At 65.7% G+C, this 17,581-nt stretch carries 11 protein-coding genes; 7 read left to right on the top strand and 4 right to left on the bottom strand.

The features are described from left to right. Nucleotide 1 precedes the first annotated feature (1 nt). The 4 genes from SPHV1_RS15360 to SPHV1_RS15345 all read left to right on the top strand — a co-directional run bounded on the left by SPHV1_RS15360 (nt 2) and on the right by SPHV1_RS15345 (nt 3,999). Complete coding sequence (locus SPHV1_RS15360) at nt 2–1,330, top strand: DUF58 domain-containing protein (protein ID WP_054946916.1); 1,329 nt, start codon at nt 2–4, stop codon at nt 1,328–1,330. After that, entirely contained in the window at nt 1,327–2,367 is a 1,041-nt protein-coding gene (locus SPHV1_RS15355; protein ID WP_054946915.1) for a stage II sporulation protein M, read from the top strand. The genes SPHV1_RS15360 and SPHV1_RS15355 overlap by 4 nt, the downstream gene beginning before the upstream one ends. Beyond that, a complete protein-coding gene (locus SPHV1_RS15350; RefSeq protein ID WP_054946914.1) occupies nt 2,364–3,287 on the top strand; it encodes an RDD family protein in 924 nt (307 codons plus the stop codon). Before SPHV1_RS15355 ends, SPHV1_RS15350 begins: the two co-directional genes overlap by 4 nt. 193 nt (nt 3,288–3,480) lie before the next feature. Beyond that, a complete protein-coding gene (locus SPHV1_RS15345) occupies nt 3,481–3,999 on the top strand; it encodes a GNAT family N-acetyltransferase (protein ID WP_054946966.1) in 519 nt (172 codons plus the stop codon). Between the two features lie 14 nt (nt 4,000–4,013). Here SPHV1_RS15345 and SPHV1_RS15340 read toward each other — a convergent pair whose 3' ends face one another. Beyond that, on the bottom strand, nt 4,014–5,024 hold the full coding sequence (locus tag SPHV1_RS15340) for a zinc transporter ZntB (RefSeq protein WP_054946913.1): 1,011 nt from the start codon (nt 5,022–5,024) through the stop codon (nt 4,014–4,016). Nucleotides 5,025–5,141: 117 nt separating this feature from the next. Here SPHV1_RS15340 and ispG point away from each other — a divergent pair, with 117 nt between their 5' ends. Both ispG and SPHV1_RS15330 read left to right on the top strand, forming a co-directional pair. Continuing rightward, nucleotides 5,142–6,266 carry a flavodoxin-dependent (E)-4-hydroxy-3-methylbut-2-enyl-diphosphate synthase gene (ispG, locus tag SPHV1_RS15335; RefSeq protein WP_054946912.1) on the top strand — a complete coding sequence of 375 codons (1,125 nt, stop codon included), beginning with the start codon at nt 5,142–5,144 and terminating at the stop codon, nt 6,264–6,266. 67 nt (nt 6,267–6,333) lie between these two features. Next, nucleotides 6,334–6,870 (top strand): TIGR02281 family clan AA aspartic protease, encoded by a 537-nt coding sequence (locus SPHV1_RS15330; protein ID WP_054946911.1) that lies wholly within the window; start codon nt 6,334–6,336, stop codon nt 6,868–6,870. 12 nt (nt 6,871–6,882) lie between these two features. Here the strand turns inward: SPHV1_RS15330 and SPHV1_RS25995 are convergent, their stop codons facing one another. From SPHV1_RS25995 to rpoB, 3 genes are all read right to left on the bottom strand, one after another. Then, nucleotides 6,883–7,017: a hypothetical protein gene (locus SPHV1_RS25995; RefSeq protein ID WP_255352301.1), complete on the bottom strand. Its 135-nt coding sequence runs from the start codon at nt 7,015–7,017 to the stop codon at nt 6,883–6,885. Nucleotides 7,018–7,257: 240 nt separating this feature from the next. Next, nucleotides 7,258–11,550 (bottom strand): DNA-directed RNA polymerase subunit beta', encoded by a 4,293-nt coding sequence (gene rpoC, locus SPHV1_RS15325; RefSeq protein WP_054946910.1) that lies wholly within the window; start codon nt 11,548–11,550, stop codon nt 7,258–7,260. Nucleotides 11,551–11,628: 78 nt separating this feature from the next. Then, on the bottom strand, nt 11,629–15,783 hold the full coding sequence (gene rpoB / locus SPHV1_RS15320; RefSeq protein WP_054946909.1) for a DNA-directed RNA polymerase subunit beta: 4,155 nt from the start codon (nt 15,781–15,783) through the stop codon (nt 11,629–11,631). 568 nt (nt 15,784–16,351) lie between these two features. Between rpoB and SPHV1_RS15315 the strand changes: the two genes are divergently transcribed. Next, on the top strand, nt 16,352–17,515 hold the full coding sequence (locus SPHV1_RS15315; protein ID WP_054946908.1) for a hypothetical protein: 1,164 nt from the start codon (nt 16,352–16,354) through the stop codon (nt 17,513–17,515). Nucleotides 17,516–17,581: the final 66 nt, after the last annotated feature.

Genomic DNA, 17,581 nt, shown 5'->3' with positions numbered 1-17,581 from the left:
GATGAGCACGCGGCTCGCCCCGATCGTTCCGACCGCGCGCGCCGTGGTGCTGCTGGCGCTTGGCGCGCCGGTGGCGCTTGTCATCGGTGCAACGCAGCCCGGCGCGTGGGTCATCGCGCCGCTGTTCGGGCTTGTGGTGCTGGTGCTGATCGTTGTCGACGGACTGTTGGGCGGGCGCCTCGAAGACTTGCAGGTGACCGTGCCCGGCGATGCCGAAGTTGGCGCCGAGACGCGGTTTTCAGCCCGGGCCTTGCTCCATGCCGGAAGGCCCTCGGCGGTCGAGATCGCGCTGGAATGCGATCCCCGGCTGTCGCCCGGCGGACGTTGCCAGTTTGCACTGCACCGCCGGGACGAAGACTGGCAAGGGCAGGTGCAGGTCAGCCCTTCGCGTCGGGGTACCGGCCGGGTCACGCGGTGCTGGCTGCGTTGGACCGGGCCACTGGGACTGGGTGCGCGGCAATTGCTGGGCGATCTCGATGAACAGGTCCGCGTCTGGCCGAACATCGCCGCCGTGCGTTCACCGGCCCTGCAGACCTTCCTCAAGGATGCGCAATACGGCCTCATTGCGCGGCGCATTCGCGGTGAGGGCACGCAGTTCGAATCGCTGGCCGAGTACGAGCCTGGAATGGATCGCCGCCGCATCGACTGGAAGGCCTCGGCCCGCCACGTCCATCTCTACGCCAAGGAATTCGAGACAGAGCGCAACAACCAGATCGTCTTCGCCTTCGATTGCGGGCAGGCGATGTGCGAGCCGATCGCCGGGATGCCCCGGCTCGACCGGGCTGTCTCCGCCGCGCTGGCGACTGCCTACGTCGCGCTCAAGGGTGGGGACCGGGTATCGCTGTTCGGCTTTGCCTCCCGCCCCGAAGTCTCGACACCCTTCATCACTGCCTCGCGCGACTTTCACCGGCTGCAGCGGGCCGCCGCCGGACTTGAGTACCGCGCCGAGGAGCCCAATTTCACGCTGGCGCTGGCGACCCTTGCCAACCGGTTGCAGCGGCGCTCGCTCATCGTCGTGTTCAGCGACTTTTCCGACCCGACCAGTGCCGAACTCATGATCGAGAGCATCGGCCGCCTCGTTTCGCGGCACGTCGTCCTCTTCGTGACGATGGAGGACGAGGAGCTAGAGGAAATGTCCGCCGCGCCGCCCGAGGATCTCGAGGTGCTCTCGATGGCCGTTTCCGCCGACCTGCTGTTGCGCCAGCGCGCGCTCGTCACCCGCCGCCTGCAGCAGATCGGCGTCGACGTCATCGAGGCGCGCTACGACCGGATCGGCACCCGCCTGCTCGACGCCTACCTTGCCATCAAGCGTTCCGGAGCGATCGGATGACCGCGACCCTCGATGCCATCGAAAGCGCCGCCCTGCGTTCGGACCGCTTCCGGCTTGAACGCGAGGCGGACTGGCAGCGGCTCGAGGCCATCGTCACACGCATGGAAAAGGGGCGGATCAGGGGTATTCCCGACGAGGACCTGCTGGCGCTTCCGGGCCTCTACCGCACCGTCGCTTCCAGCCTGTCGATCGCGCGTGAGACCTCGCTCGATGCGGCGACGCTCGCCTATCTCGAAGCGCTGGTCCAGCGCGCGTGGTTCGTCGTTTACGGGCCACGCACGAGCCTGTGGGAATGGTTCAGCGGGTTCCTCGGCGGCGGCTGGAGTGCGGCGGTGCGGGCGATCTGGGTCGATATTCTCATCGCCCTTACGGTGATGGTCGCAGGCACGGCGGTCGGCTGGCTGCTCGTCTCGCACGATCCGGAATGGTATTTCGCGCTGGTGCCCAAGCAGTTCGGCGACACGCGCGTGCCCGGGGCCAGTGCCGAAGTGCTCAAGGCCACGATCTTCGGCAATTCCGGGCAAAGCGGGATGAGCGTGTTCGCCGCCCAGCTTTTCAGCAACAATGCGCAGGTCTCCATCCTTGCCTTCGCGCTCGGCTTTGCTTTCGGCGTACCCTCGCTGCTGCTGCTGGTGCACAACATGGCCGTGCTGGGTGCGATGCTCTGGCTCTACAGCGGGGCGGGGCTGACCCTCGATTTCGCCGGGTGGATCGCGGTCCACGGCACGACCGAGATCTTCGCGATCCTGCTGGCCGGGGCGGCGGGGCTGCACATCGGACGTTCGCTGGCATTCCCGGGCCGCAAGCCGGTGTTGCAGGCCACCGCGCAGGCCGGACGCCGCGCCGCGCTGGTCATGACCGGCGTCGTGCTCATGCTCGTCGTGGCAGCCCTGCTCGAAGGCTTTGCGCGCCAGCTTGTCGATGAGACGGCAGGGCGCTTCGCCATCGGCGGATCGATGCTGGCGATCTGGCTCGGTTATTTCTTCGCCTTTCGCGGCAATGACGGCCACGCGGCGAGCCGGGACGCTTCGCGATGAGCGCGATACCGACCCGTCTGCGCCGATCCTCGCGCGACCGTGTGCTGGTCACGCCCGAGGGGATCGCCTTGCCGGTTACCGTGGCCAGCCGCGGGGCGCGGGCCGGGGCGCTGATGCTCGACCTCGTTCTCATCTTCCTGCTGATCCTGGGTTCGACGATGGCGCTGTTCTCGATCGCCGGCGGGGCATCGGCGTTCATGCGCGAGATCGAGAGCGACACGGCTGCAGGGCATGTCCTGCAGTTCATCTTCATCGTCTGGATCGTGGTCCTGTTCCTGTTCCGCAACGCCTACTTCCTGTTCTTCGAACTCGGCCCGCGCGGCGCGACGCCGGGCAAGCGCATGGCGGGTATCCGTATTGCCGCGCGCGATGGCGGGCGGCTTTCGGCGGAAATGGTCATCGCCCGCAATCTCCTGCGCGATGTCGAGCTGTTCCTGCCGCTGGTCTTTCTCGCGTCCGCGGGCGTGGACAGCGGGGCGGCGTGGCTGGCCGCGACCGGCTGGTTCCTGATCTTCATGCTGTTTCCGATGTTCAACCGCGACGGCCTGCGCGCCGGGGACATCATCGCCGGAAGCTGGGTGCTCGAACGGCCGCGGCGGAAACTGGAGGCGGCCATGACGGTCGCCCGCGGCGCGGAGCCTGCCGTCGCAGCGGCGCAGCGCAAGTACCACTTCGAGGAGGCGGAGCTGTCGGTCTACGGAGAGTACGAGCTTCAGGCGCTGGAACGCGTGCTGCGCGACAAGCGGCATCAGTCCGTCGAATCGGTCTACCAGACGATCGCCGCGAAGATCGGCCGCAATGACGGCTGGAACGACGAACGCCGGTTCCTTGAGGCCTATTACACCCAGTTGCGTGCGCGGCTGGAGGCCGGCATGCGCATGGGGCGGCGCAAGGCCGACAAGTTCTCGGACGAAGGCTGAGGATCGAAACCCTGAGGATCGAGCCGGATGACCGTCGGGCGATCGGGTTCTGGCCCTGCTCGCAGTGGCGCACGAGCGCGGCTACATCCGCGTCAGCCCGGAGACCGGCAAACCAGAAGCCTTTCGCGTCGCAAAGACTTGCGCCCAATTGGGTACAATTGACGGGCGCGGGCAAGTGAACCAGGGAATGGCGATGGACTTGAGACTCGCCACGCCGGCCGATGCCGCAGCCCTTGCCGATCTTGGCGCGCGCAGCTTCGTGGAGAAGTTCGGGTACCTCTACCGGCCAGAGGATCTCTCTGCTTTTCTGGCTGAATCCCATTCCGAGGATGTCGTTGCGGCGCAGATTGCCGATCCGAAAATGCGGATCATGCTGGCGGTCGACGGGGCCCGTCTGCTGGGGTTCTGCAAGATTGTCATGGCCTGCGCCTGGCCGGACCATGCCCGTGGCAGCAAGGCGATCGAGCTCAAGCAGCTTTACACCGATCCCGAAGCGACAGGGCAGGGCATCGGCGCAAGGCTGATGGCCTGGGCGATGGACGAGGCGCGCGATTTCGGCGCGGACGAAGTCCAGCTATCGGTGTGGAGCGAGAACTTCGGCGCGCACAGGTTCTATGCGCGACAAGGCTTCGAAAAGGTCGCCGACATTCATTTCATGGTCGGGGAACAGCGCGACGAGGAGTTTCTCTACGCGCGCCTGCTGCAGGGCTGACCCTCAAAGGCGCTCTACCCGAACCATTTCCAGCGCCAGAACATCAGCAATTGCATCAGCAGGATCGCCACGCACATGGCGACGACCAGCCAGAAGGCGTGCGGGTCCGATGCACCGGGCATCCCGCCGACGTTGATGCCGAGCAGCCCGGTCACGAAGCCGAGCGGCAGGAAGATCGCCGCGACGATGGTCAGCAGGTAGCTGGTGCGGTTGGACTGGGCGACGGCGCGGGCGCGCAGGTCATCCTGCAGGACTACCGCGCTTTCCTTGCTGATGTCGAGATCGTCGATGTACCTGCGCATGCGGTCGATCGTCTCGGCGATCTCGCGGCGGTCGTGATCCTCGAACCAGGCCGGGGCATCGCGCGAGATGCGCTCCAGCGCGACGTGCTGCGGCGACATGTGGCGCTTGAGGGCAAGGCAATTGCGCCGGATCGTCGAGATCTTGTCGAGCATGCTTTCCGGATCGTCGTCGGGATCGGTGTCCTCGAGCTGGTCGATCACCTCGTTCATGTCGACGATGGAGCGGTTCATGCGGGCAATCATGTGCTCGACCAGCGAAGTGATGGCAGCGCCGGCATCGACCGGGCCGTGCCCGTCGTCGAGGTCGTGCATGATCGAATGCGGCGTCTGCAGCGGCCGCCGACGCAGCGTGATCAGCCGCTGCCCATCGCACCAGACCTGCATCGAGACCATGTCTTCCGGTTCCGCGCCGGGGTTGAAGTTGATCCCGCGCAGCGTCGCCACCAGCGCGCCGCGTTCGCTGAAGGCGCGCGGACGGGTGTCCTCGCTGGTCAGCAGTTCGGCGGTCGGCTCGGGCAGGCCCAGCGAATGCTCCAGCCAATCGGCCACGCCCGGACGGTCGCGCCGCAAGTGCATCCACAGGACCTCGCCGGGCATGCCCGGCTGCCATGCGTTCGCCTCTTCCCAGGTGACGGGACGGGCGCCGCCGCGACCGTCGAGGACGCGTCCGAACAGCAGGGGCGTTTCGGCTTCGAGGTCGTCGGTCATGGTGTCGTCGAGCATCTGCGGTGCATGCCCGAAAATCCGCACGGGCAAAAGAGCGCCCTCGAATCCGCGGCTTGGGCCGGCAGAATGCAAACGTGCTTCAAACCGTCACGCCAAGCGCCTATAGGAGCGGCCATGTCTTCCATTCGACCCTGGCGCGATATCGAGCGCCGCAAGAGCCGCCAGATCATGGTCGGCAGCGTTCCCGTCGGCGGCGATGCCCCGATCACCGTGCAAACCATGACCAATACCCCGACCTCGGACGCGCGCGCGACGATCGACCAGATCCGCCGCTGCGAGGACGCGGGCGCCGATCTCATCCGGGTCTCGTGTCCCGATGTCGAGAGCACCGCGGCTTTCCGCGAAATCGCCCGCGTAGCGCAGGTTCCGCTGATCGCGGACATCCATTTCCACTACAAGCGTGCGCTCGAGGCGGCGGATGCCGGCGCGGCCTGCCTGCGCATCAATCCGGGCAACATCGGTTCGGACGAGCGCGTTGCCGAAGTCGTGCGTGCGGCCAAGGCGAACGGCTGCGCCATCCGCATCGGCGTGAACGCGGGCAGCCTCGAGAAAGACCTGCTCGAAAAGTACGGTGAGCCGTGTCCCGAAGCGCTCGTCGAATCGGCGCTCGATCACATCAAGTTGCTGCAGGACCACGACTTCCACGACTACAAGGTGGCGGTGAAGGCTTCCGACGTGTTCCTTGCGGTCGCCGCCTACCAGGGACTGGCCGATGCAGTGGACTGTCCGCTGCACCTCGGCATTACCGAGGCCGGTGGCCTGATCGGCGGTACCGTGAAGTCGGCCATCGGCATCGGCAACCTGCTCTGGGCCGGTATCGGTGACACCTTGCGCGTCTCCCTCTCGGCCGAGCCGGAAGAGGAAGTGCGCGTCGGCTTCGAGATCCTCAAGGCACTCGGCCTGCGCACCCGCGGCGTACGCGTCGTTTCGTGCCCGTCCTGTGCGCGGCAGGGCTTCGACGTGATCCGCACGGTCGAAGCGCTCGAAGCGCGCCTGCAACACATCAAGACGCCGCTCTCGCTTTCCGTGCTGGGCTGCGTGGTCAACGGCCCGGGCGAAGCGCGCGAGACCGACATCGGCATTACCGGCGGCGGCAACGGCAAGCACATGGTCTATCTCTCCGGGGTGACCGACCATCACGTGCAGAGCGACGACATGCTCGACCACATCGTTTCGCTGGTGGAAGCCAAGGCGGCAGAGATCGAGGCTGCCGAGGCGCAGGCCCAGGCCGCCGAGTAGTAGCTGCCGCTTCGCTTCGCCGCGCGCTTTACGCCGGTTTAAGCCTTTGACGCATAGCCTGCGGGCCATGCGCAAGGGACCGATCATCCTACTCGTCGGGACGGCAGCCGTCGTCGGCTGGATCGCGCCTGGACTGGAGGCCGGCAATGGCCGGCGTCCTGCCGCCAGCGTGGACCCGGTCGAGGCGGCTACACGGCAGGTCCGGCAGGATCGCCGCGAGGCATGGCTGGCCGGAGAGACCGTGCTGCCCAGAGAAGCTGACGGTCATTTCTACGCCGATGCCATGGTCGGCAATGCGCGTATGCACTTTCTCGTCGATACCGGTGCCAGCATCGTCGCTCTGACCGGCGCCGATGCGCAGGCGATTGGGCTCGAATGGAACGATTCGGATATCGTCGGTGTCGGGCGCGGCGCCGGCGGTCCGGTCTATGGCGTGCCGGTCCGGCTGGAACGCCTCGAACTGGGCGGGTTCGAAGCCAGGGACGTAGAGGCGGCGATCATTCCCGAGGGGCTCGACGTTTCCCTTCTGGGGCAGTCGTTCCTGTCCAAACTGAGCGGGGTGCGGATCGAGGATGACCGGATGGTCATCGGACCGGGAAGCTGATCCCGGACGCGATCAGGTGCCCAGCAGCGCTGCGGCGCCGCTGAACTGGGCGCTGAACTCCGCAAGGCCGGACCACACCGCGAAAGCCAGCATGGCAATCACCGAGGCGGCTGCCGCGCTGCTGACAGGGGACTCGTGGCGTTTCATCGGTTCCGGCCTTGCGAGAGCGGGGGGTAGCGCCTCTATGCCGCCGCGCCGGTCCGAAGGCCATGTCACCGGTCGAACCGGATATGTCGCCCGTCGAACCCGGGGCGGTTCCCGGCCGGACCCGGCTCGCGCGCCACTGGGTGGACAGGCGTGGAATTATGGTAGCCGATAAAGCAAAGGCCCCGCCGGATTGCTCCGGCGGGGCCCTGCTTGTCGCCTGTCAGGCTGGAGGGGTGAGGCTCAGGCCTCGCCTTCCTCGTCGCCCTTGATCAGGTATTCGCCCGCATCGGCGTCGGTGCCGTGGGTTTCGCCCTCGACTGCCGCCAGCGGATCGTCGCCGAGATCGTCAAGCGGGTCGCGCTTGAGCTCTGCTGCACGTTCTTCCTCGGCCGTGTTGGCAGCGATGAGCGCTTCCTGCATCTTGCGATAGGAAGCGCGCAGGGCTGCGTCGCGGCTCGACGCGGCAACGCGCACGCGGTTCATGCCCGCGCCGGTGCCCGCCGGGATGAGGCGGCCGACGATGACGTTTTCCTTGAGACCGATGAGCGAGTCCTTCTTGCCCTCGACCGCAGCCTGGGTGAGGACGCGCGTGGTCTCCTGGAACGACGCCGCCGAGATGAACGAACGGGTCTGCAGCGAGGCCTTGGTGATGCCCAGCAGCACCGGCTTGCCCTCGGCAGGCTTCTTGTCGCCCGTGAGCTTGCTGTTGACCTCGAGCATTTCCTCGAAGTCGACCTGCTCGCCCGGCAGCAGTGTGGTGTCGCCGCCGTCGGTGATCTCGACCTTCTGCAGCATCTGGCGAACGATCACCTCGATGTGCTTGTCGTTGATCTTCACGCCCTGGAGTCGATAGACTTCCTGGATTTCCGACACGAGGTATTCCGCCAGGGCCTCGACGCCGAGGACCTCGAGGATGTCGTGCGGATCCGGCGAGCCGGAGATCAGGTTGTCGCCCTTCTTGACGAAGTCGCCTTCCTGAACGTCGATCACCTTGCTCTTGGGGATCAGGTACTCGACGGGTTCGCCTTCCTCGGGAATGATCGCGATCTTGCGCTTGGCCTTGTAGTCGCGAACGAATTCGACGCGGCCCGAGACCTTGGCGATGACCGCGTTGTCCTTCGGCTTGCGGGCCTCGAACAGCTCGGCAACACGCGGCAGACCGCCGGTGATGTCGCGGGTCTTGGCAGCTTCGCGCGAAGCACGGGCGATGATGTCGCCGGCTTCGACCATCTGGCCGTCCTCGACCGAGAGCGTCGCGCCCGGCGCCAGCATGTAGCGCGCGGCCTCTCCCGATGCGTCGTCGAGAAGGGTGATGCGCGGACGCAGGTCTTCCTTCTTCTTCGAACGGCTGGACGAACGGTCTTCGGTGACGACGCGGCTGGTCATGCCGGTCGCATCGTCGACCTGCTCGGTCAGCGTGCGGGAGTCGATCAGGTCCTGATACTTCACCACACCTGCGGTTTCGGTGATGATCGGCAGGGTGAACGGGTCCCACTCGGCCAGGCGTTCGCCTTCCTTCACGGTTGCCCCGTCGGTGTGCAGCAGCACGGTACCGTAAGGCACGCGGTGCATTGCGCGCTCGCGGCCTTCGGTGTCGATCACCACGACTTCGCCGTTGCGGGCCAGCGACAGGCGACGACCGCGCTTGTCGAGGATCGTCGGGATGTCGCGATACTGCACGGTACCGTCGCAGATCGATTCCAGGTGGCTGGTTTCGTTGAGCTGCGCGGCGCCGCCGATGTGGAAGGTACGCATGGTCAGCTGCGTACCCGGTTCACCGATCGACTGGGCGGCGATGACGCCGACCGCTTCGCCGATGTTCACCGGCGTACCGCGGGCGAGGTCGCGACCGTAGCACTTGCCGCAGACGCCCTGGGTCGCTTCGCAGACCAGCGGCGAGCGAATGCGGGCCGCCTGTACGCCAGCGCCTTCGATCGCCTTGACGCCCGCTTCGTCGAGCAGGGTGCCGTTGGCGACGACGACGTTGCCTTCCTTGTCGACGATGTCCTCGGCCAGGGTACGGCCCAGGATGCGCTCGGCCAGCGAGGCGATGACCGAACCGCCCTGAACGATCGCGCGCATTTCCAGCGCACGCTCGGTGCCGCAGTCCTCGACGACGACGACGCAGTCCTGCGACACGTCGACCAGACGGCGGGTCAGGTAACCCGAGTTCGCCGTCTTGAGCGCGGTGTCGGCCAGACCCTTGCGGGCGCCGTGGGTGGAGTTGAAGTATTCAAGGACGGTCAGGCCTTCCTTGAAGTTCGAGATGATCGGCGTTTCGATGATCTCGCCCGACGGCTTGGCCATGAGGCCGCGCATACCGCCAAGCTGCTTCATCTGCGCCGGGCTACCGCGCGCACCCGAGTGGCTCATCATGTAGATCGAGTTGATCTGTGCCTGACGGCCGGTTTCGGGGTCGACCGGAAGGGCCTTGAGCTCTTCCATCATGGCGTTCGCGACCTGGTCGCCGCAACGGCTCCAGGCGTCGATCACCTTGTTGTACTTTTCCTGCTGGGTGATGAGACCGTCCTGGTACTGCTGCTCGTAGTCGGCAACCAGTTCCTTGGTCTCGTTGACCAGCGCGACCTTCGATTCCGGAATGATCATGTCATCCTTGCCGAAGGAGATGCCCGCCTTGAACGCGTTGCGGAAGCCGAGCGTCATGATGGCGTCGGCGAACAGCACCGTGTCCTTCTGGCCGGTGTGGCGGTAGACCTGATCGATGACGTCGCCGATTTCCTTCTTGGTGAGAAGGCGGTTGACGACTTCGAAGGGCACCTTGTGGCTCTTGGGCAGGCATTCGCCGATGAGCATGCGGCCCGGCGTGGTCTCGAACCGCTTCATGTACTGGTTGCCCTGCTCGTCGGTCTGCGGCACGCGGGCCTCGATCTTGGAGTGGAGGGTCACGGCGCCGGTGAACAGCGCCTGGTGCACTTCGGCCATGTCGCCGAACTTCATGCCTTCGCCCGGGTCGCCGGTGCGATCCATCGACAGGTAGTACAGGCCGAGGACCATGTCCTGCGAAGGAACGATGATCGGCTTGCCGTTCGCGGGCGAAAGGATGTTGTTGGTGGACATCATCAGCACGCGCGCTTCCAGCTGGGCTTCCAGCGAGAGCGGAACGTGGACGGCCATCTGGTCACCGTCGAAGTCGGCGTTGAAGGCCGAGCAGACGAGCGGGTGCAGCTGGATCGCCTTGCCCTCGATGAGGACCGGTTCGAAGGCCTGGATGCCCAGACGGTGCAGCGTCGGCGCGCGGTTCAGGAGAACCGGATGCTCGCGGATCACCTCGTCGAGGATGTCCCAGACTTCCTTGCGTTCCTTCTCGACCCACTTCTTGGCCTGCTTCAGGGTCATCGAAAGACCCTTGGCATCGAGGCGGGCGTAGATGAACGGCTTGAACAGCTCGAGCGCCATCTTCTTGGGCAGGCCGCACTGGTGCAGCTTGAGTTCCGGACCGGTCACGATGACCGAACGGCCCGAATAGTCGACGCGCTTGCCGAGCAGGTTCTGACGGAAGCGGCCCTGCTTGCCCTTGAGCATGTCGGACAGCGACTTGAGCGGACGCTTGTTCGCGCCGGTGATGACGCGGCCGCGGCGGCCGTTGTCGAACAGCGCGTCGACGGCTTCCTGCAGCATGCGCTTTTCGTTGCGCACGATGATGTCCGGCGCGCGCAGCTCGATCAGGCGCTTGAGGCGGTTGTTGCGGTTGATGACGCGACGGTAGAGGTCGTTGAGGTCCGAAGTCGCGAAGCGGCCGCCGTCCAGCGGGACCAGCGGGCGCAGTTCCGGCGGAATGACCGGCACGACTTCAAGGATCATCCACTCGGGACGGTTGCCCGAATCGATGAACGATTCGACGACCTTGAGGCGCTTGATGATCTTCTTGGGCTTGAGTTCCGACTTGGTCGTCTCAAGCTCCTGGAGAAGGTCGGCACGCTCCTGTTCGAGGTCGAGCTCCATGAGCATCTGCTTGACCGCTTCGGCGCCGATGCCGGCGGAGAAGGCGTCTTCGCCGTACTCGTCCTGGGCGTCGAGCATCTCGTCTTCGGTCAGGAGCTGGTACTTCTCGAGCGGGGTCAGGCCCGGCTCGATGACGATGTAGCTCTCGAAGTAGAGGACGCGCTCAAGCTGCTTGAGCTGCATGTCGAGCAGCAGGCCGATGCGCGAAGGCAGCGACTTGAGGAACCAGATGTGCGCGACCGGCGCGGCCAGTTCGATGTGGCCCATGCGCTCGCGGCGCACCTTGGTGACGGTGACTTCGACGCCGCACTTTTCGCAGACGACGCCCTTGTACTTCATGCGCTTGTACTTGCCGCAAAGGCACTCGTAGTCCTTCACGGGGCCGAAGATGCGCGCGCAGAAGAGGCCGTCACGCTCGGGCTTGAACGTGCGGTAGTTGATGGTTTCCGGCTTCTTGATCTCGCCGAAGGACCAGGAGCGGATGCGCTCGGGGGAGGCGAGACCGATCTGGATCTGATCGAAGGTCTCGGGCTTCGCCATCTGGTTGGTGAATTTGGTCAGGTCGTTCATAGTTCAGTCCCCAACAGGGTGAATTCTCTTGGCGGGTGGAGAGGGGAGGGCGGAGCGCGATGGCCCCGCCCGATCCCGTTACTCCGCCGCTTCGGCCAGGCCGTCGTCGTCCTCGTCGTCGTGGCTCTTGAGCTCGACGTTGAGGCCCAGCGAGCGCATTTCCTTGACGAGAACGTTGAAGCTCTCGGGGATGCCCGCCTCGAAGGTGTCGTCGCCCTTGACGATCGCTTCGTAGACCTTGGTGCGGCCGACCACGTCGTCCGACTTCACGGTGAGCATTTCCTGCAGCGTGTAGGCTGCACCGTAGGCCTGGAGTGCCCAGACCTCCATCTCACCGAAGCGCTGGCCGCCGAACTGCGCCTTACCGCCCAGCGGCTGCTGGGTGACGAGCGAGTAGGGGCCGATCGAACGGGCGTGGATCTTGTCGTCGACAAGGTGGTGCAGCTTGAGCACGTACTTGTAGCCGACAGTGACCTTGCGGTCGAACGCCTCGCCGGTGCGGCCGTCGAGGAGCGTGACCTGGCCCGATTCATCGAGCCCGGCGAGCTTCAGCATGGCCGAGACGTCGGCTTCCACCGCGCCGTCGAACACCGGGGTACCCATCGGCACGCCGGCACGCACGTTCTGCGCCAGTTCCACGATCTGCTCGGGAGTGCGCGCTTCGATCTCGTCGGCGTAGTTCTCGCCGTAGATCTCCTTGAGCACTTCCTTCACGGCTTCGGGCGGCTGTCCGGCAACCGGATCGGGGTTGGCGGCACGCCATGCGTCCAGCGCCTCGCCGACCTTGCTGCCCAGGCCGCGCGCGGCCCAGCCCAGGTGCGTTTCGAAGATCTGCCCGACGTTCATGCGCGAAGGCACGCCCAGCGGGTTGAGCACGAAGTCGACCGGGGTGCCGTCCTCGAGGAACGGCATGTCTTCCTGCGGCAGGATGCGGCTGATGATACCCTTGTTACCGTGACGGCCGGCCATCTTGTCGCCCGGCTGGAGCTTGCGCTTCACCGCAACGAAGACCTTGACCATCTTGAGCACGCCCGGAGCCAGTTCGTCACCGCGCTCGAGCTTCTCCTTGCGATCCTCGAACTTCTCCTGGATCGCCTTGACGGTCGCGTCGTACTGGGCCTTCACCGCTTCGAGCTGCGACTGCATGTGGTCGTCGGCAACCGCGAACTTCCACCATTCGTGCTTCTCGACTTCGCCGAGCACGGCTTCGTCGATCTCCATGCCCTTCTTCACGCCCTTGGGAGCGGAAGCGGCCACCTGGCCGATCAGCATTTCCTGCAGGCGGTTGTAGGTCGCACGGTTGAGGATGGCGCGTTCGTCCTCGCGGTCCTTGGCGAGGCGTTCGATTTCCTCGTTCTGGATTGCGCGGGTACGGTCGTCGATCTCGATGCCGTGGCGGTTGAAGACGCGCACATCGACGATGGTGCCCGAAACGCCCGGCGGCAGGCGCAGCGAGGTGTCGCGAACGTCGGAGGCCTTTTCACCGAAGATGGCGCGCAGGAGCTTTTCTTCCGGCGTCATCGGGCTTTCGCCCTTCGGCGTGATCTTGCCGACGAGGATGTCACCCGGGTGCACTTCGGCGCCGATGTAGACGATGCCCGCCTCGTCGAGGTTGCGCAGGGCTTCCTCGCCGACGTTCGGGATGTCGCGGGTGATGTCTTCCGGACCCAGCTTGGTGTCGCGGGCCATGACCTCGAACTCGTCGATGTGGATCGAGGTGAAGACGTCGTCCTTCACGATCCGCTCGGAGATGAGGATGGAGTCCTCGTAGTTGTAGCCGTTCCAGGGCATGAACGCGACGAGCACGTTGCGGCCCAGGGCCAGTTCGCCCAGTTCGGTCGAAGGGCCGTCGGCGATGATGTCGCCGGCCTCGACGACGTCGCCCACCTTCACCAGCGGACGCTGGTTGATGCAGGTCGACTGGTTCGAGCGCTCGAACTTCTGCAGGCGGTAGATGTCGACGCCCGACTTGCCGGCCTCGATGTCACCCGCGGCGCGGATGACGATACGGGTGGCGTCGACCTGGTCGATCACGCCGCCGCGCTGGGCGGAGATCGCGGCGCCGGAGTCGCGGGCGACGGTTTCTTCCATGCCGGTGCCGACGTAAGGCGCATCGGCCTTGACCAGCGGCACGGCCTGACGCTGCATGTTCGAGCCCATCAGTGCGCGGTTGGCGTCGTCGTTTTCCAGGAACGGAATGAGCGAGGCGGCAACCGAGACGAGCTGCTTGGGCGAAACGTCCATCAGCGTGACCTGGTCGCGCGGGCTCATCACGAATTCGCCGTTCTGGCGAGCCGAGACGAGTTCCTCGACGAACGAACCGTCGGTGTTCAGTTCGGCCGAAGCCTGCGCAACGGTGTGCTTCTGTTCTTCCATCGCCGAGAGGTACACGACCTCTCCGGAGACCTTGCCGTCCACGACCTTGCGGTACGGGGTTTCGATGAAGCCGTACTTGTTGACGCGGGCGAAGGTCGACAGCGAGTTGATCAGACCGATGTTCGGGCCTTCCGGCGTTTCGATCGGGCAGATGCGGCCGTAGTGGGTCGGGTGAACGTCGCGGACTTCGAAGCCGGCGCGCTCACGGGTCAGACCGCCCGGGCCAAGCGCCGAGACGCGGCGCTTGTGGGTGACTTCCGAAAGCGGGTTGGTCTGGTCCATGAACTGCGAGAGCTGCGAGGAACCGAAGAACTCGCGAACGGCAGCCACGGCGGGCTTGGCGTTGATGAGATCGTTCGGCATCACGGTCGATACGTCGACCGAGCTCATGCGCTCCTTGACGGCGCGCTCCATGCGCAGCAGGCCGACGCGGTACTGGTTTTCCAGCAGCTCGCCCACCGAACGCACGCGGCGGTTGCCGAGATTGTCGATGTCGTCGATCTCGCCCTTGCCGTCCTTGAGGTTCACCAGTTCCTTGACCACGGCGAGGATGTCCTCGGTGCGCAGGGTGGTGACGGTGTCCTCGACCTCGAGGCCGAGGCGCATGTTCAGCTTGACGCGGCCGACGGCCGAAAGGTCATAGCGGTCGCCGTCGAAGAACAGGCCTTCGAAGAGGGCTTCGGCGGTTTCCTTCGTCGGCGGTTCGCCCGGACGCATGACCTTGTAGATGGCCTCGAGACCCATGTCGCGGTTCTCGGCCTTGTCCACCTTCATGGTGTTGCGGATCCACGGACCGGTGTTGACGTCGTCGATGTCCAGCAGGTTGAGCTGGTCGATGCCGGCAGCGTCGATCACCTCGAGGTTTTCCGGCGTCACTTCGTCGCCGGCCTCGATGTAGATGCGGCCGGTGGACTCGTCGATCATGTCCTCGGCGATGTAGCGACCGAAGATTTCCTCGGTCGGGATGAGGAGTTCCTCAAGACCGTCCTTCTGCGCCTTGTTGGCGGCACGCGGGCTGATCTTGTGACCGGCGCCGAACACGACTTCGCCCGACTTGGCGTCGACGATGTCGAAGGCCGGCTTCAGGCCGCGCCAGTGCTCGGGGGTGAAGGGCAGGCGCCAGCCGCCTTCGCCGCGCTTCCAGGTCACGGTGTTGTAGAAGTGGTCGAGGATCTGCTCGCTGTCGAGGCCCAGGGCATAGAGCAGCGAGGTGACCGGCAGCTTGCGCTTGCGGTCGATACGCACGTTGACGTTGTCCTTGGCGTCGAACTCGAAGTCGAGCCACGAACCACGGTACGGGATCACGCGGGCAGCGAAGAGGAACTTGCCCGAGGAGTGCGTCTTGCCGCGGTCATGGTCGAACAGCACGCCCGGGGAACGGTGCATCTGCGAAACGATGACGCGCTCGGTGCCGTTGATGAAGAAGGTGCCGTTCTCGGTCATGAGCGGCATGTCGCCCATGTAGACGTCCTGCTCCTTGATATCGAGCACGGAGCGGGTCTCGGTTTCCTGGTCGACCTCGAACACGATCAGGCGCAGCGTGACCTTCATCGGGGCCGCATAGGTGATGCCGCGCTGGCGGCACTCGGTCACGTCGTACTTCGGCTCTTCCAGTTCGTAGTGCACGAAGTCGAGTTCGCTGGTGCCGGCGAAGTCGCGGATCGGGAACACCGAACGCAGCGTCTTTTCCAGGCCCGAAACGTAGCCGACCGAAGGATCGGAACGCAGAAACTGTTCGTAGCTCTCGCGCTGGACCTCGATGAGGTTGGGCATCTGGACGACTTCGTGGATGTCGCCGAAGATCTTGCGGATCCGCTTCTTCGCGGAGCGGCGGTGTTCGAGGGGCTTGGTCGCCATGTGGGGTTCTTGCCTCTTCGCTTCTCAAAAGGGACCGATTCGCAGTGAACGGTCCGGAAAAATTTCGTCTTCGCGAGGACGATTTCCGCCTGTTGGACGGATCACCTGAAACACCAAAAGGCCGCTCGGCATGCCCGGAATCCCTTGGATCGGGGTCCGAAGCGGCCTGCAGCCTCTGCGTCAGATGAATACCCGGATCGCTTCCTTCCTGGACGTGTCCCCGCGCATGGACCCGCCTTGCTCGAAGCGCCGAGCGAGCGGTGCATATAGGAGTGGGGTCCCGCGCTGTCAAACGTTCCCACGCCCGCCGCGCGCACCGGTCGCGAGGGTCGAAATGGGGCGGCGCGCTTGCGGCCAGAGGATCGCTCAGGGCGTTGATCCTGCGGTATATTCATGGGTCCCGGGACGATTTTCGGTGAACGCCAAATGAACGCGCTGTTGTGCGCCGACAAGGCAAATACAGCGCCGGGATGCCCAAGTATCGGTTCGTCGCATCCGGGCTGTCGTCTTGTCCTGTATTGGCGGTCGCGGCGGTAACTCTTTCGGGTCGACGCGCATTATACCGGGCATGACACAAGCACTCACACGTTCGACTCGCGCCCTGACGGCGATTGCTGCCGTCCTGGCGATTGGTTCCACGCCGGTCCTGGCACAGGACAGTGGGGCGTCCGCGCCTGCGCTGACCTTGCCGCAGGACGTGAACAGCGGCTCGCCCGTCGAAGCTTTGAGGTCGGCGGCCCCGGTCACGAACTCCGCCGAGCAGTCGACCGCGGTCAAGCCGAGCATCGTGCCCCCGCAGGCGCAGCCGACACAGGATGCAACTGTTTCGCAGCCGGTCGTCATGCCGGTGGCGCCCGTGGTTCAGTCCGAAACCTCGGCCGCTACATCCAGTTCCGCCTCCCCTTCCGCGAGCAATCCGACGGGGTCCGCCCCCGCAGAGCGCAGTCGGAGCGAGCGCTCGCCCGCACGTGCAAAGCCTGCACGTGAAGCGCCTGCACCTGGAGCGACCAGCCGCCGTGCTGCAGAGCCTGTCGTCGTACCCAACGAATCCCGGGCCGGTACGGCCGCCGATGGCGCGCTTGCGCAGGGCGATGTCGCGGACCCGGTGCCAGCCTCGCCGCTCAGCACGGTTCCGCCTGCCGATGCGGGCGCCGACGTTGCGGCCGACGCGCCTCCGGCCGATGATGGCAGCGACCTGCCCATCGAGGGCATCCTCGGTCTGCTTGCCGCTGCAGGCATAGCCGGGGCGGGGATCATGGCCATGCGCTCGCGCCGCAAGCGGGTGCGTCAGCCGCGTTCGCGTCAGCCGCTGCCCGGCACCTACAAGCCCGCTGCCACCTATAGTCCGGTTCGGGCGTCCGCTGACGCTTCGGCTTCGCGTGCCCCAGCGGCTGCGCCCATGCCGGCAGGTGGCTCGGCGGCCATGGCAAGCACTGCCGCGCAGGCGCCGGCACGTCGCGCGCCGGAGCGCAAGGTTCGCGCGCCGGTCACCGACAGCGGGCCGGTACCGACCGGAGAGGAGCGCCATGCACTGCTGGAGCGAATGGTCGCCGCACCGCCCGATCCCGGCAATCCCTTCACCTCGCGCAAGGCCCGCATGCGCCGGGCGCGGATCCAGCTCCAGCATCGCGAACACCTGCAGAAACAGGGCATGGCCCAGTCCTTCGACTGGCGCAGCTACCGGCCTGCGACCAAACCCTCCACCCCTACGCCCCCATTGGTCGAGGCCTGATCGCCAGCCGCCACCCCCTCGGGCGGCAGGTGACGACGGGGGGGGGGGCCCCCGGGGCGCCCCCCC

Origin of the sequence: Novosphingobium sp. KN65.2, from assembly GCF_001368935.1 — a bacterium.
In the GTDB taxonomy this organism is placed as follows: domain Bacteria; phylum Pseudomonadota; class Alphaproteobacteria; order Sphingomonadales; family Sphingomonadaceae; genus Novosphingobium; species Novosphingobium mathurense.
The sequence above is the reverse complement of the archived record's forward strand: the minus strand, read 5'-3'. Positions and strand labels throughout refer to the sequence as shown.

Coding starts and splice junctions, on each gene's coding strand:
- SPHV1_RS15355 (WP_054946915.1), top strand. CDS start 1,327: ATGACCGCGACCCTCGATGCCATCGAAAGCGCCGCCCTGCGTTCGGAC.
- SPHV1_RS15330 (WP_054946911.1), top strand. CDS start 6,334: ATGCGCAAGGGACCGATCATCCTACTCGTCGGGACGGCAGCCGTCGTC.
- SPHV1_RS15315 (WP_054946908.1), top strand. CDS start 16,352: ATGACACAAGCACTCACACGTTCGACTCGCGCCCTGACGGCGATTGCT.
- ispG (WP_054946912.1), top strand. CDS start 5,142: ATGTCTTCCATTCGACCCTGGCGCGATATCGAGCGCCGCAAGAGCCGC.
- SPHV1_RS15345 (WP_054946966.1), top strand. CDS start 3,481: ATGGACTTGAGACTCGCCACGCCGGCCGATGCCGCAGCCCTTGCCGAT.
- rpoB (WP_054946909.1), bottom strand. CDS start 15,783: ATGGCGACCAAGCCCCTCGAACACCGCCGCTCCGCGAAGAAGCGGATC.
- rpoC (WP_054946910.1), bottom strand. CDS start 11,550: ATGAACGACCTGACCAAATTCACCAACCAGATGGCGAAGCCCGAGACC.
- SPHV1_RS15350 (WP_054946914.1), top strand. CDS start 2,364: ATGAGCGCGATACCGACCCGTCTGCGCCGATCCTCGCGCGACCGTGTG.
- SPHV1_RS25995 (WP_255352301.1), bottom strand. CDS start 7,017: ATGAAACGCCACGAGTCCCCTGTCAGCAGCGCGGCAGCCGCCTCGGTG.
- SPHV1_RS15340 (WP_054946913.1), bottom strand. CDS start 5,024: ATGCTCGACGACACCATGACCGACGACCTCGAAGCCGAAACGCCCCTG.
- SPHV1_RS15360 (WP_054946916.1), top strand. CDS start 2: ATGAGCACGCGGCTCGCCCCGATCGTTCCGACCGCGCGCGCCGTGGTG.